The following is a 13,697-nucleotide window of genomic DNA, read 5'->3' as shown; positions in this document are numbered from 1 at the left end:
TTTGTGACCCGACTGGGGCTCGAACCCAGGACCCCATCATTAAAAGTGATGTGCTCTACCAACTGAGCTATCGAGTCATTGCTATCAGGGAAAGTATGTAAATTTGTGACCCGACTGGGGCTCGAACCCAGGACCCCATCATTAAAAGTGATGTGCTCTACCAACTGAGCTATCGAGTCAAATTCTTTCCTTGAATGCGGGTGCAAATATAAGGTGTATTTATTTATTTTACCAAGCATTTTTATTATAAATTTGTTTTTTTTTATTACAAATATATTAACAGCTTAGTTTATAGGGATTTATTGATATGCAAAAAATTATTTTATTAGGATATATGGGGTCGGGGAAGTCCGTTATTGCCGAATTATTATCAAAAAAGACAAGATTCAAAGTATTAGACCTCGATCAGATTATCGAAAAAAGAGCAGAAATGTCCATTAAGGAAATATTTGAAGAAAAAGGAGAAATCTATTTCAGGAAACTCGAAAGTATCATTTTTAATGAATTAATGCAGTCTGACGATGAGTTTATATTAAGCATAGGAGGGGGTACCCCATGCTATAGCAATAACCATGAGCTTCTACAGCAAGATAATGTCGTTTCTGTGTACTTGAAAGCTTCAGTTGAGGAATTGTATAGCAGACTTACTTTGGACAAGGCAAAACGCCCTATAATCGCCTCTAAAGAAGCAGGTGAATTAAAAGAGTTCATTGCAAAACATCTTTTTGACAGAAGCTATTATTATAATCAGGCAAAACACAAGATTTCAGTAGACGGAAAATCTCGTGATACCATTGTAGACGAAATTGTAGCGATTTTAGCTTAAATAAGCATAATCTCCCTTTTCATCAAATACAACCTGTACATGCTCCTGCAAAGAAGTAGATAATGAGATCCCTTTAAAATCAGCTTTAACAGGGTATTTTTTGTGGTTTCTATCAACAAGGACTGCCGTTTTAAATTTTTTCAAAGGCACATCCAAAAAATGTTTAACACCATATACAAGCGTAGTGCCCGAGTTCAGTACATCATCAACAAGAACCAGACCTTTATTCTGATATTCCTCCTTAGGAAGAGAAGTCGTTATACTTGAATTAGCGTTCTCTTTATCGATTTTTACCTCACAGAGAATAACTTTTAAATCCGAAATTTCTTCAACCGCAGTCGCTATTTTTTCCGCAAAAATATAACCGTTTTTTGCGATTCCCGCCATCACGATCTCTTTTTCATCCACAAAGGTTTCATAAATTTGATAAGCGATTCTTTTAGTCTTATGTTCAATTTCCTGGTGGTTCAGTATAATATTTTTACTCATGGCGGTTTATTTTTGTTCAAATATAAAAAAGAGTTCGTTTTCTTTTCGGGGTTCTATTGAATTATAGGCAGTTTCAAGTACTCTGATTGTAAAATATTTCCCAAATAATCTTTCATATTCCTGTTTTGAACCGCCAAAAGGAGGCTCGTTTCCCGGAAAAGAACACTGAAAAAGTAAACCGACTAATTTCCCATTCGGATTCAATAAAGACTTCATTTTTTTAGCATAATCTTCCCTTTGTTCCTTTGGTATAGCACAGAAAAAAGTCTGTTCCAGTATCAGATCATATTTTCCCTGATGATTAAAAAAATCGCAATCAATAAGTTGTGAATCCTGTACAGAAGAAATTCGATTTTTAATATTGTCTAACGGAGCTTTCGCAATATCAATGACAAAACTGTTTTTAAACCCACAGGACAGTAAATATTCAAATTCATATCCGTTGCCCGCTCCCGGTATTAGTATCTTAATTGATTTATCCTCTAGCTGGTCAATATATTCTTTTATGGGAGTAGTTACAGAACCAACATCCCATCCGGTTTTTTCATTAAAATACCGATCTTCCCAATAGTTTTTATTCAGAATCATTTTCATCCTCTATGTCATTACCAAATTCATCCAAATCTCTGCGGTCTTTTTTAGTAGGTCTTCCTTCCCCTCTTTTTCTGTAATGCTCCTTTGATAGTTTCAGAAGTTCAAGATGCGCAAATGCTTCCGCAGGAGTCTCATCCTTTCTGTAAATATCAACCAGTTTTGCTCCCACGCGATTTGCAGGAACATCCAGTACAGTTAGCATATAAACAATCTGGTCTTTTCTCAATGTGATTTTATCCGTAGGAAAAACTTCCCTCGAAGGCTTTGCAGCCTGTCCATTTACCGTTATATGTCCTTTTTTACAAGCTTCCGTGGCTATATTTCTGGTTTTGTAATACCTCACACACCATAAATATTTATCTACTCTCATGTTATTTTAGAAAATTCAGCGTTAATTAGTCATACAAAAATAAATCAAAATTGTATCTTGCACCCCAAAAATAAGTAATAATGAATAGATTTAAGGTTTTTTTGGTTTTATTCGTTTTGAGTATCACTATATTTTCTTGTAAAAAAGATGATGATAATGGCGTTACCATTGCACCTCCCAGAGATCGAGCAGTACAATATGCCGCTGATATCGATTCAATAGACGTTTTTTTAGACACCCATTATATGACAGTAGATGCTGACTATAATGTTACTTTCGCTAAAATTCCTACAGGAGGAACACAGACTTCTGTTCGATTACAAACAGATTACCCATTACAGTTTAAAACAGTTAAAAACGATACCAGAATAAGAAAAAGCACTGTAGATTTTGCAGGAACCCTAATAGATGATCCCGTAGAATATAAAGTATATTATATTAGTTTCAGAGAAGGATCAGGAGAAAACCCAACAAAAGTAGATTCAACCTTTATGGCATATAATGGAATCTTACTGAATAATATCCAATTCGATTATGCTCCAAATCCGGTATGGCTGATTCAGGATGTTCGAATTCTTCCTAATAATTCGGGTACCAGAGTGGTAGAAAGTGAAGGAACCATTTCAGGAATGAGAAATATGATGCCTTTATTTAAAACAGGAGGACCTTTTACAGAGAATCCGGATGGAACGATAGATTATGGACAATATGGAGCAGGTGTGTTTTTCTTGCCTTCCGGATTAGCATATTTTAATTCAAGCCCTTCAAGTAAAGTTCCTTCTTATTCTCCATTAATTTTTGCTGTAAAATTAATGTCTTTAAAACATATGGATCATGATAATGATGGTATTCTTTCAATACACGAAGATATTAATGGAAATGGAGATTTCTATGATGATGACACAGACGGAGATGGTATTCCTAACTTCTTAGATACAGATGATGATGGAGACGGTTTCTCAACCAGAAAAGAAATTACAGATGAAAACGGAGTTTTATATAGTTTTGATAATATTCCAACCTGTCCGGGCGGTACATTAAAAAAGCATTTAGATCCTGCCTGTCATTAAAAATACAGTTGATTAAAAACTAAAAAATCCCGCATTTGCGGGATTTTTTATGATTATAATTTAAAAACAACCAACAACCAACAACCAACAACCAACAACCAACAACCAACAACCAACAACCAACAACCAACTAAAAGCTATTCATTTTCAGATTATCCTTGTAGCTTCTTCCGATAGGTAGTTTTTCTCCATTTTTAAGAATTACAGTACGAGAGTTAAAAGAGACAATATGCCCTTTTAAGATCAGATATGATTTATGGATTCTGATAAAACCTAAATGGCGGTACATCTCCTCAAATTTAGCTATTCTTTCTAAAACCATATATTTCTTATAACGAGATATAATTTTTATATACTCTCCAAAACCCTCAATCCAGAGAATGTCATCTAATTTTACTTTATTAATAATATAGTTTGATTTAAACATAATGAATTTCTCCTCCTCCTTAAATTTGGTAAATCGATGGTATTCCTTTGCTTTGATAATTGCTTTTTCAAAACGTTCAAAACTTACAGGCTTAATAAGATAATCTATTACATCCAGTTCATAAGCCTTAGCGGCATGTTGTTGTTCTGCCGTAATAAAAATACAAAGCATGTTGTTTCCGGTTTTTTGTAGAAAATCAATACCGTCCATTAAAGGCATATTAATATCCAGTATCAGAATATCAATATTGTTTTTATTTAAAAATGATATTGCTTCCTCAGGATGAATAAAAGTTTTTAGTAAATCAATATCTTCAGTTTTACTACAATAGTTATGGATTAGCTCCAATGCGGAATATTCATCATCGATTCCGATAGCTCTTAACGCATTCATATTTTTATTTTTAAAGTAGAAAAATACATTTTATTCGATGATTTTTCGATTAATAAGTACTTTTTAGCATATTCAATATCCAGTATTTTTCTAAGAGTAGACATTCCCATACCTTTATAACTATGATTAGCACAATAGTTGTTTTCAGAAATAGAATTAATGATTTTAAAAATAATTTCATTATCAATCCTTTTAAATACAACTTTTATATAAGCATCTTTCTCATTACCAATAGAAGAATGTTTTAATGCATTTTCAAAAAGTGTAAAAAAGATAGAAGGAGGTATCTCTATCTGTTCCTGTATATCATCCTCCTCAATTAAAAATTCAATTAATAATTCAGTATTGTATTTTAGTTTATACAATCCTGCCAAAGCTTTCATTATTTCAAATTCTTTATATAATGTAATTTTCTTTTTATCAGTTTCATAAATAATATATTGAAGGAGTTGACTCAAATGTAAAATTGCTACAGCAGAGGTGTTACCCTGTGTATAATTATTTGAATAGATGTTATTAAGCGTATTTAATAAAAAATGAGGGTTGATTTTTGATTTCAGTAAGTTGATTTCAGTTTTGTTTTTTTGATATTCCAAATCCCTGTAATCATTTTCTATTATAAACTTGTGTTTTGATATTCCTAAAAAAGAAGCGACCAGAATTACGATGCTTTGAGATCCGTAAATGCTGATTATCCATATATTTTCGTTCAGGTCTGTTAGCGTAGAATTGCTGTAAAATAAAGGTTCTATAAGTATTCTTGTCAAGCTTGAAACAATGAAAAGTATCAGTACATATAAGATATATTCAGGATATTTATTAGTTTGGTAATAAGCAGGTACCAGATAAGAATAGCATATAATATACAGCGTTAGATTTAAAGCAAGTATAAACGTTATCTGGTAAATAATAAAAGGCATTATATTGAAATAACACACAAAGAAAAATATAGTAGTAGTATATATTATCAGAAATATAATATGCTGTATAGTGATGAGATTACTCCATTTTTTTGTCATTAAACCGCTAATGATCTTCTGCTCAAAAAGTAAGCGGAAGGCAATTAGCAGAATCACGATATTTATTAGTAAAACCATATGTTTTTAAATTAATAATTAGAGAATTTTTTTAAATATATATCAAAAATTATATATAATGTTGTTTTCCTGGAAAAATAATTTGAGTTGTTCACTGATGAAAACGGTCGTTTGTTGAATAAATAGAGAGATTAATTCTTGGTTATTCTATATTTATGTTAATAAAAACTTAAAATATGTCATTAGGATTTAGAATATTACCAAGATTTATAATTATTTGTTCATTTTTTTTGATGTTCAATATAGTCTGCTATTCACAAAAAGACACGTATAATGCGTGGTATCAGTATACTATGACCGGAAAACTAAGTGATAGATATAGTTTTACCGCTTTATCCCAGTATCGTTCATTTGATGTGTTAAAAGATACAAGACTATTTCTTGTATCAACTTATTTAGAGCGAAAACAGAAAAATAATCTCTATCCCGCTGCCGGATATATGTTTTTGATATTAGAATCCTATATTGATGATGACGAAAAAAAAATTAGACATGAAAATCGCCTTTATCAGCAGCTGACCATAAAAAACCGTCTTGGTCGTACCTCTTTAATACATCGGTATAGAATAGAAGAACGTTTTTTAACTAATCCAAATGATTTTGTTGTGAGGTTCCGTTACCTTTTATCCTTAAAATTTCCTTTAAACTGTGAAGATAAACCGAATGTTTTTTACGGAATATTTAAAAACGAAATTCGTATGAGAGTAGTAAAAGAAGAACAGTTTGACAGTAATAGAATTACCGCAGGTTTGGGGATAAATACAAGTAAAAAATCTGCATTAGAACTAGGTTTTATTAATCAGTTAGGACCAGGTAATACCTCTAATTACATTTTTTTCTCATTCAGGAATTCTTTCGATTTCACGAAACAATCAGAAAACTAAACTAATCTAAAAACATACACATTATGCTTACAATTCTCGGATTTACAATGATAGTTACATTTATGTACTTTATAATGACAAAACGATTATTTCCTTTAACAGCCTTAATCGTTATACCTATTATTTTTGCCTGTATTGGTGGGTTTTATCAAGAACTTGGCAGTATAATGATGACAGGAGTTAAAGATATTGCTCCCACAGGAGTTATGCTCATCTTTGGAATATTGTTTTTCAGTCTTATGATAGATACCGGGCTTTTTGATCCACTCGTAAATAAGATATTAGAACTAGTAAAAGGAGATCCGATAAAAATTACTGTAGGAACAGCTATTCTAACGTTGATTGTCTCACTGGATGGAGATGGTGCCACTACATATCTGATTGTAGTTTCAGCAATGTTGCCACTATATAAAAAACAAGGTATAAGTCCTCTCGTGTTGACCGGTATTGTTATGCTTGGCGGAGGTATTATGAATATACTGCCGTGGGGTGGACCAACTGCCAGAGCAATGACGACAATGTCTATGGATAGTTCAGAGCTTTTTGTACCCATGATACCTATAATGGCTGTGGGTGCTTTATGGGTGGTGTTTGTTGCATTTTGGTTGGGGAAAAAAGAAAAAAGAAAGATTGCCAGGGGAAAGAATGATTTAAATCGGCATGATAATAATGATCTTTTGTCTGAATCAGAAGATTATCAGTTAAAAAGACCAAAACTGATTTGGATTAATTTAGCACTTACAATTGCTTTGTTAGTATCCATGATACTTGATGTATTACCATTAGCAATTTCTTTTATGATTGCTTTTTGTGTTGCTCTTATTATCAATTATCCAAAACTTGAAGATCAACAACAAATACTGAAAAATCATGCCGGAAATGCGCTGTCTGTAGCCGCAATGATATTTGCCGCAGGTATTTTTACCGGAATATTATCCGGTACCGGAATGATGGGAGCTATGGCAAATTCAATGATATCAGTAGTTCCCGAAACCTGGGGTAACCTTTTTCCTGTTATCACAGCTTTAACCAGTGCCCCATTAACCTTTTTTTTAAGTAATGATGCGTATTATTTTGGTATATTGCCTCTGATAGCAGAAACAGGAATGTATCTTGGTGCTGCTAAATTAGAAATAGGCAGTGCATCATTAATTGGTCAACCAGTACACTTATTAAGTCCTCTTGTTCCGTCTACCTATCTTTTAGTAGGCTTAGCAGGAGTGGATTTCTCAGATCATTTGAAATTTACACTTAAATGGGCATTTGGTTCAACCGTAGTGATGTTGTTTGCCGCTTTAATTATAGGTATAATTAATGTTTAATACTATTTTTTTTAGTGTGGGATAATAAAAATAAATATAGATTACAATCCAATCTACAGGTTTCTAATGGTTTTTTTAGAAATTTAACATTTTATGTATTTCTGGCATTGTTGTTAGGAATAGCGTTTGGGCATTATTATCCCGAACAAGGTATTAAACTGGAATTCCTTGGAATTAATTTTCTCTATCTGATAGAACCTTTAATTCAGCCCATTATCTTCCTGACTATTATAATAGGAATTAGTAGTGTGGGTAATTTAAAAAAAGTAGGTTGGGTGAGTCTAAAAGCAATTATTTATTTTGAAGTTATTACAACATTAGCAATACTTATAGGTGTTGTCGCAGCTCTTTTAGTACAGCCGGGTAAAATTGACAGAGAACATCTTACTATAAATATCCCCGTATATTCTAATGCCGAACACTTATTAGAGTATAACTGGTATGGTTACTTGATTTTCAACAGACAATTATTGTTGTTTCTGTTTGCAATTGTACTGGGAGTTGCTATCAGTTTTTATAAACATCGGGAAACAGTCGTATTGCGTTTACAAAAGATAATGAATACAGTATATAAAATACTACTGTATTTTTTTTATCTGATTCCTTTTGCAATCTTTGGAAGTATGGCTTATTCCGTTTCTAAATTTGGTATAAATAGTTTATTGCCTTTAGGAAAATTATTAGCTACAACTTATATTACTATGGCTTTTTTTATCTTTGTAATATTGGGTTTTTTATTACGGTATTATAAAATAAGTCTTTGGAAACTATTAAATTATATTAAAGTAGAGCTTTTAATTGTTTTAGGTACTTCCTCTTCACGTACCGCATTTCCTCTAATTGTTTCAAAGTTAGAAAATGCAGGTTGTGTCAGGACCGTTGTAGGTCTTGTTATTCCATTAGGATACTCTTTTAACCTTACAGGAGCGTCAATATTTCTGCCTATATCAACCATTTTTATAGCTCAGTTATATAATATTCCGTTATCGTTATCAGATATTATAGGTATTATATTAGTTATAATGATTACATCAAAAATAGCATCCGGAATTCCCGGTTCAGGATTCATTGCATTAGCTACAACCCTGAGCATCATTAATAAATTTCCACTCGAAGGGCTTGCTATTCTTTTTAGTATAGATAAATTTATGAACGAAGCCCGGTCTATTGTTAACTTTATAGGGAATGCAATAGCAGTGATTATTATCTCTAAAATTGAAAATGAATTTACAGCTAATGACAGTATAAATCTATCAACAGAAAATTAGATAGAGACAAGAGTCAAGAAAAAAGAGATTACAATAATACGATTTATCCTGCAAGGTCTTTTTTTGACCTTGTAGGTATAATTCTGTATATAATTTATGGTATTATATGTATGATTTATCCTACAATACTTTGAGGACTTCGCAAAGCAGATATATAAAAAATCCGTCTGAAATTTATTTATCAGACGGATTCTTTATTTTATAATAAAAAAGTAATCAATTTTTTCTCTTTATTACTTTCAAGGCTGCTTTTTCAATAGCCTGACGGTTTAAACCGTATTTTTCCATTAATTGATCTGGAGTTCCAGATTCACCAAAGCTGTCCTGAACCGCTACAAATTCCTGCGGAGCAGGATGATTCAGAGATAATACTCTCGCAACACTTTCACCCAGACCCCCTAAGAAGTTATGTTCCTCAGCAGTAACGACACAACCTGTTTTTGCAACAGATTTTAATATAGCAGTATCATCCAGTGGTTTAATAGTGTGGATATTGATTACCTCAGCAGATACTCCCTGTGCTTCCAATGCTTCAGCAGCGATCAGAGCTTCCCATACTAAATGTCCTGTAGCAATTATGGTTACATCCGTTCCCTCATTAAGAAGAATTGCTTTACCAATTTCAAAAGTTCCGTTTTCAGGAGTGAAATTAGGAACACTTGGTCTTCCAAAACGTAAATAGACCGGTCCGTGATGATCTGCAATGGCCAATGTAGCCGCTTTCGTCTGATTGTAATCACAAGTATTGATTACAGTCATTCCCGGAAGCATTTTCATTAACCCTATGTCTTCAAGAATCTGATGTGTTGCTCCATCTTCTCCTAATGTTAATCCGGCATGAGAAGCACAGATTTTTACATTTTTATCAGAATACGCAACAGACTGACGAATTTGATCGTAAACTCTCCCTGTAGAGAAGTTTGCAAACGTTCCTGTAAATGGAATTTTTCCACCAATAGTTAATCCTGCAGCAATACCAATCATATTTGCTTCAGCAATACCAATCTGAAAGAAACGTTCCGGATGATTTTTTTTAAAATCATCCATTTTCAAAGAACCGATCAGGTCAGCACATAGAGCAACTACATTCTCGTTTTTCTGTCCTAATTCTGTAAGCCCTGCTCCAAAGCCTGAACGAGTATCTTTATTTCCTGTATTTGTATATTTCTTCATTTTGCTTAAGTTGTCAATTAACAAACGAATTGTTAATGGTTTTTAAAAGTATTTAATTTTAAATATTTAAATACTGATTTTAATAATCACCTAATGTTACCGGGTTTTGAGAAAATGCTTTTTCTAATTGTTCATCATTAGGAGCTTTTCCGTGCCATGCATGAGTATGCATCATAAAATCAACTCCATTACCCATTTCAGTATGTAGTAATACACATATCGGTTTACCTTTTCCCGTTCTGGATTTAGCCTCATTCATACCGGCAAGAATTGCCTCAATATCATTTCCTTTCTGAATTTCAAGAACATCCCAGTCAAAAGCTTCAAATTTAGCACGAATACTTCCCATTGGCAGAACCTCATCAGTAGAACCGTCGATTTGTTTTCCGTTAAGGTCGACTGTAGCAATGATATTGTCTACTTTTTTTGCAGAAGCATACATGATAGCTTCCCAGTTTTGTCCTTCCTGTAGTTCCCCGTCACCATGTAAACTATATACTAAATGTTTATCACCATTTAATTTTTTAGCCTGCGCAGCACCAAGAGCAACCGACAGCCCTTGTCCCAGAGATCCGGAAGCTGCACGAACTCCTGGTAATCCTTCATGCGTAGTAGGGTGTCCCTGTAAACGGGAATTCAAAAGTCTGAAAGTAGCCAGTTCACTTACAGGAAAATAACCGGCTCGGGCTAGAACGCTGTAAAAAACAGGAGATATATGACCATTAGAAAGAAAGAAAAGATCCTCATTTTTTCCATCCATGTCAAACCCCTCTTTACGATCCATTAAGTTGTTGTAAAGTGCTACTAAAAATTCTGTACAACCTAGAGATCCTCCCGGATGTCCTGAGTTTACAGCATGAACCATACGAAGAATGTCTCTTCGTACCTGAATTGTTAAATCGTTTAATTGTTGTGTGTTAGGCTTCATTGATCTTTAAGTAAATTAAAACTAATCACAAAAGTAGTTTTATTTTGATGATGTACCAACACTTTTGTTTAATTGTTGATTGATATGCTTTTAGCATTTACAACAGGAATTAAAAGATATTTTTATTCACAAAATATTGAAATAAATGTGATAATCTGCTGAAATAGTGATAATTTTATAGTCTCATTGAGAGTGTCGTTTTCACAGAACCCTAAAACCAGTCTAATTTTTTTTATAATGAAAAATTTTTTTCAATTATATCTTGATTCCTATCGTGGTCTTTCACAACCAGCGTGGATGCTGGCATTAGTTATTTTTATTAACCGAAGTGGAGCGATGGTTTTGCCTTTTCTAGGAGTATACATGACAAAATCACTCGGTTTTAAACTCGATGATATTGGTATTGTTTTAGGAAGTTTTGGAGTAGGTTCAGTAATAGGATCCTGGCTGGGAGGGCAACTGACAGATAAAATAGGACATTTTAAAGTTCAGATTTTTAGTTTGCTACTTTCAGTTCCTGTTTTTTGTCTTTTACCACTCTTCAAGACAATCGAATCACTTGCCTTAGGCGTATTTTGTTTAAGCATTATTACCGATACTTTCAGACCTGCTAACTCTGTCTCTGTAGCCTATTATGCTAAACCTGAAAATATAACCAAAGCTTTTTCTCTTAACAGAATGGCAGTTAATCTTGGTTTTTCTATTGGTCCTGCATTAGGAGGATTATTGGCTGCTTTTTCCTATGACTGGTTGTTTTATGGAAACGCATTTGCAGCAATAGCAGCAGCAGCACTTTTTTATTTTTATTTTCATGGACGAAAAGGAAATGAACAAGCATTGCATAAAAATAACATAACAGAAGATCAGAATAAAAAAATACGCTCACCCTATACCGACAGAAAATTTATAATATTCAATATACTGTGTGCTTTATACTCTATCTGCTTTTTTCAGTTACTCAATACATTACCTCTGTTCTATGAAAAAGTACATAAGCTGAATGAAGGTGAAATCGGATTTATTTTAGGATTTAGCGGAGTAGTTGTATTTGCTTTAGAAATGCTTTTAGTTCATATTGCCGAAAAAAAATTGAGTGCCATGCAAGTGATTGTTTTAGGAACCATTCTTTGTGGTATTTCCTTTATAATGCTTACAATTGATGGAGGCAAACTGATATTATATTCTTCCATGTTTGTTCTCTGTATTTCAGAAATACTGGTACTACCTTTCATTGCAACCGTTACAGTAAAGCGTTCCGTTAAAGAAAACCGTGGCGCTTATATGGGATTTGGAGCTTTCTCTTTCTCCCTCGCCTATATTATTTCCCCCTATTTCGGAACAAAAATAGCATCACACTACGGTTTTGACGTTTTATGGTGGGGAACAGGAATTGTAGCTGTTATTGCAGCAATTGGATTTTATTATATACTGAAAAAGATGTAGCGTTTTATAGTTGATAGTTTTTAGTTGATAATTGATAGTTTTGTAAAATGTTATTAGTGTCTGCTTGCCGAAGCAGAGTAAAGTTTGATTATTAACACCTGATAGTCGAACCATCAAACTATCTAAAAATCTAATAATCCTGTTCAGCAAAGCCTTGTTATCATCACCTGATAGTCGAATTATCCAATAATCGAACCATCGAATAGTCAAAATATTATTGTATATCATAAATCGTATATCGTAAATGATTTATCTTTGCCGCTTAGAAAAAAGCCGATATGAAGTTTGATTTATTACAGAAAGACCCGTTATCTAAAGCAAGAGCAGGAAAAATAACCACAGATCACGGTGTAATTGAAACACCAATTTTTATGCCTGTTGGAACAGTAGCCTCAGTAAAAGGAGTACATCAGAGAGAATTAAAAGAAGATATTAATCCTGATATTATTTTAGGGAATACCTATCATTTATATTTAAGACCACAGACTGAAATACTTGAAAAAGCAGGAGGACTGCATAAATTCATGAACTGGGATCGCAATATCTTAACAGATAGTGGCGGTTATCAAGTGTATTCATTATCCAGTAACAGAAAAATTAAAGAAGAAGGAGTTAAGTTTAAATCTCATATTGACGGATCCTACCATTTCTTTTCTCCTGAAAATGTAATGGAAATTCAACGTACCATTGGAGCCGATATTATTATGGCTTTTGACGAGTGTACACCTTATCCATGTGATTATAAATATGCAAAACGTTCTATGCATATGACGCATAGATGGCTGGATAGATGTATTAATCATTTAGAAAAGTTACCTTATAAATACGGTTACGAACAAACACTTTTTCCGATTGTTCAGGGAAGTACCTATAAAGACCTGAGAACACAGTCAGCAGAATATATTGCCAATGCAGGTGCACAAGGTAATGCCATTGGAGGTCTTTCAGTAGGAGAGCCGGCAGAAGAAATGTATGCAATGACGGATATTGTATGTGATATTTTACCCCAAGATAAACCTCGATATCTGATGGGAGTAGGAACACCAATCAATATTTTAGAAAATATGGCTCTTGGAGTTGATATGTTCGATTGTGTAATGCCTACACGAAATGCACGTAACGGAATGTTGTTTACAGCACACGGTACTATTAATATTAAAAATAAAAAATGGGCAGATGATTTCTCTCCTATTGACGAAATGGGAATTACTTTTGTAGATACAGAATATTCCAAAGCTTATTTGCGACATCTTTTTGCTGCAAATGAGTATTTAGGAAAACAGATTGCTACAATTCATAATCTCGGTTTTTATTTATGGTTAGTTCGTGAAGCCAGAAAACATATCTTAGCAGGAGATTTTACAGAATGGAAAAATAAGATGGTAAAACAAATGGATCAGAGATTATAATTAA

At 33.2% G+C, this 13,697-nt stretch carries 14 protein-coding genes and 2 tRNA genes; 7 read left to right on the top strand and 9 right to left on the bottom strand.

The features are described 5' to 3' along the window. Positions 1-4: 4 nt before the first annotated feature. Both AC4FQX_RS08675 and AC4FQX_RS08670 read right to left on the bottom strand, forming a co-directional pair. A tRNA-Lys gene (locus AC4FQX_RS08675) sits at positions 5-77 on the bottom strand. Between the two features lie 29 nt (positions 78-106). After that, a tRNA-Lys gene (locus tag AC4FQX_RS08670) sits at positions 107-179 on the bottom strand. A 128-nt stretch (positions 180-307) separates the two neighbouring features. On the opposite strand from AC4FQX_RS08670, the gene AC4FQX_RS08665 reads away from it, so the two are divergent. Beyond that, entirely contained in the window at positions 308-826 is a 519-nt protein-coding gene (locus tag AC4FQX_RS08665) for a shikimate kinase (protein ID WP_491167293.1), read from the top strand. Here AC4FQX_RS08665 and AC4FQX_RS08660 read toward each other — a convergent pair. Genes AC4FQX_RS08660 through AC4FQX_RS08650 form a run of 3 tightly spaced genes read right to left on the bottom strand, consistent with a single transcriptional unit; the run spans position 818 to position 2,279 of the window. Beyond that, positions 818-1,315, bottom strand: coding sequence for a phosphoribosyltransferase domain-containing protein (locus AC4FQX_RS08660; protein WP_491167292.1), 498 nt, complete (start codon positions 1,313-1,315; stop codon positions 818-820). The genes AC4FQX_RS08665 and AC4FQX_RS08660 overlap by 9 nt on opposite strands. Before the next feature lie 6 nt (positions 1,316-1,321). Further along, a complete protein-coding gene (locus AC4FQX_RS08655) occupies positions 1,322-1,903 on the bottom strand; it encodes a methyltransferase (protein WP_491167291.1) in 582 nt (193 codons plus the stop codon). Then, entirely contained in the window at positions 1,890-2,279 is a 390-nt protein-coding gene (locus tag AC4FQX_RS08650) for an RNA-binding S4 domain-containing protein (protein ID WP_491167290.1), read from the bottom strand. Before AC4FQX_RS08650 ends, AC4FQX_RS08655 begins: the two co-directional genes overlap by 14 nt. An 80-nt stretch (positions 2,280-2,359) precedes the next feature. Between AC4FQX_RS08650 and AC4FQX_RS08645 the strand changes: the two genes are divergently transcribed. Next, the gene (locus AC4FQX_RS08645) at positions 2,360-3,349 is read left to right on the top strand and encodes an FKBP-type peptidyl-prolyl cis-trans isomerase (RefSeq protein ID WP_491167289.1); all 990 of its coding nucleotides are present in this window, start codon (positions 2,360-2,362) and stop codon (positions 3,347-3,349) included. A 130-nt stretch (positions 3,350-3,479) separates the two neighbouring features. On the opposite strand, the gene AC4FQX_RS08640 is transcribed toward AC4FQX_RS08645, so the two are convergent. Beyond that, positions 3,480-4,169, bottom strand: coding sequence for a LytR/AlgR family response regulator transcription factor (locus tag AC4FQX_RS08640; RefSeq protein ID WP_491167288.1), 690 nt, complete (start codon positions 4,167-4,169; stop codon positions 3,480-3,482). Further along, positions 4,166-5,266 carry a sensor histidine kinase gene (locus AC4FQX_RS08635; protein ID WP_491167287.1) on the bottom strand — a complete coding sequence of 367 codons (1,101 nt, stop codon included), beginning with the start codon at positions 5,264-5,266 and terminating at the stop codon, positions 4,166-4,168. Before AC4FQX_RS08635 ends, AC4FQX_RS08640 begins: the two co-directional genes overlap by 4 nt. A gap of 176 nt (positions 5,267-5,442) precedes the next feature. On the opposite strand from AC4FQX_RS08635, the gene AC4FQX_RS08630 reads away from it, so the two are divergent. The 3 genes from AC4FQX_RS08630 to AC4FQX_RS08620 are packed head-to-tail and all read left to right on the top strand — an operon-like array spanning position 5,443 to position 8,740. Continuing rightward, the gene (locus AC4FQX_RS08630) at positions 5,443-6,150 is read left to right on the top strand and encodes a DUF2490 domain-containing protein (RefSeq protein WP_491167286.1); all 708 of its coding nucleotides are present in this window, start codon (positions 5,443-5,445) and stop codon (positions 6,148-6,150) included. A gap of 23 nt (positions 6,151-6,173) precedes the next feature. Next, positions 6,174-7,472 (top strand): CitMHS family transporter, encoded by a 1,299-nt coding sequence (locus AC4FQX_RS08625; RefSeq protein ID WP_491167285.1) that lies wholly within the window; start codon positions 6,174-6,176, stop codon positions 7,470-7,472. Between the two features lie 14 nt (positions 7,473-7,486). Beyond that, entirely contained in the window at positions 7,487-8,740 is a 1,254-nt protein-coding gene (locus AC4FQX_RS08620) for a cation:dicarboxylate symporter family transporter (RefSeq protein ID WP_491167284.1), read from the top strand. Positions 8,741-8,956: 216 nt separating this feature from the next. On the opposite strand, the gene AC4FQX_RS08615 is transcribed toward AC4FQX_RS08620, so the two are convergent. Continuing rightward, positions 8,957-9,913: a transketolase family protein gene (locus AC4FQX_RS08615; RefSeq protein ID WP_491167283.1), complete on the bottom strand. Its 957-nt coding sequence runs from the start codon at positions 9,911-9,913 to the stop codon at positions 8,957-8,959. Between the two features lie 79 nt (positions 9,914-9,992). Further along, a complete protein-coding gene (locus tag AC4FQX_RS08610) occupies positions 9,993-10,841 on the bottom strand; it encodes a transketolase (RefSeq protein WP_491167282.1) in 849 nt (282 codons plus the stop codon). A gap of 237 nt (positions 10,842-11,078) precedes the next feature. On the opposite strand from AC4FQX_RS08610, the gene AC4FQX_RS08605 reads away from it, so the two are divergent. Together AC4FQX_RS08605 and tgt are read left to right on the top strand one after the other, a co-directional pair. Further along, entirely contained in the window at positions 11,079-12,284 is a 1,206-nt protein-coding gene (locus AC4FQX_RS08605; RefSeq protein ID WP_491167281.1) for an MFS transporter, read from the top strand. A gap of 278 nt (positions 12,285-12,562) precedes the next feature. Continuing rightward, entirely contained in the window at positions 12,563-13,693 is a 1,131-nt protein-coding gene (gene tgt, locus AC4FQX_RS08600) for a tRNA guanosine(34) transglycosylase Tgt (RefSeq protein ID WP_491167280.1), read from the top strand. Positions 13,694-13,697 lie beyond the last annotated feature (4 nt).

This window comes from Flavobacterium sp. AK-301 (assembly GCF_058310215.1).
The sequence above is the reverse complement of the archived record's forward strand: the minus strand, read 5'-3'. Positions and strand labels throughout refer to the sequence as shown.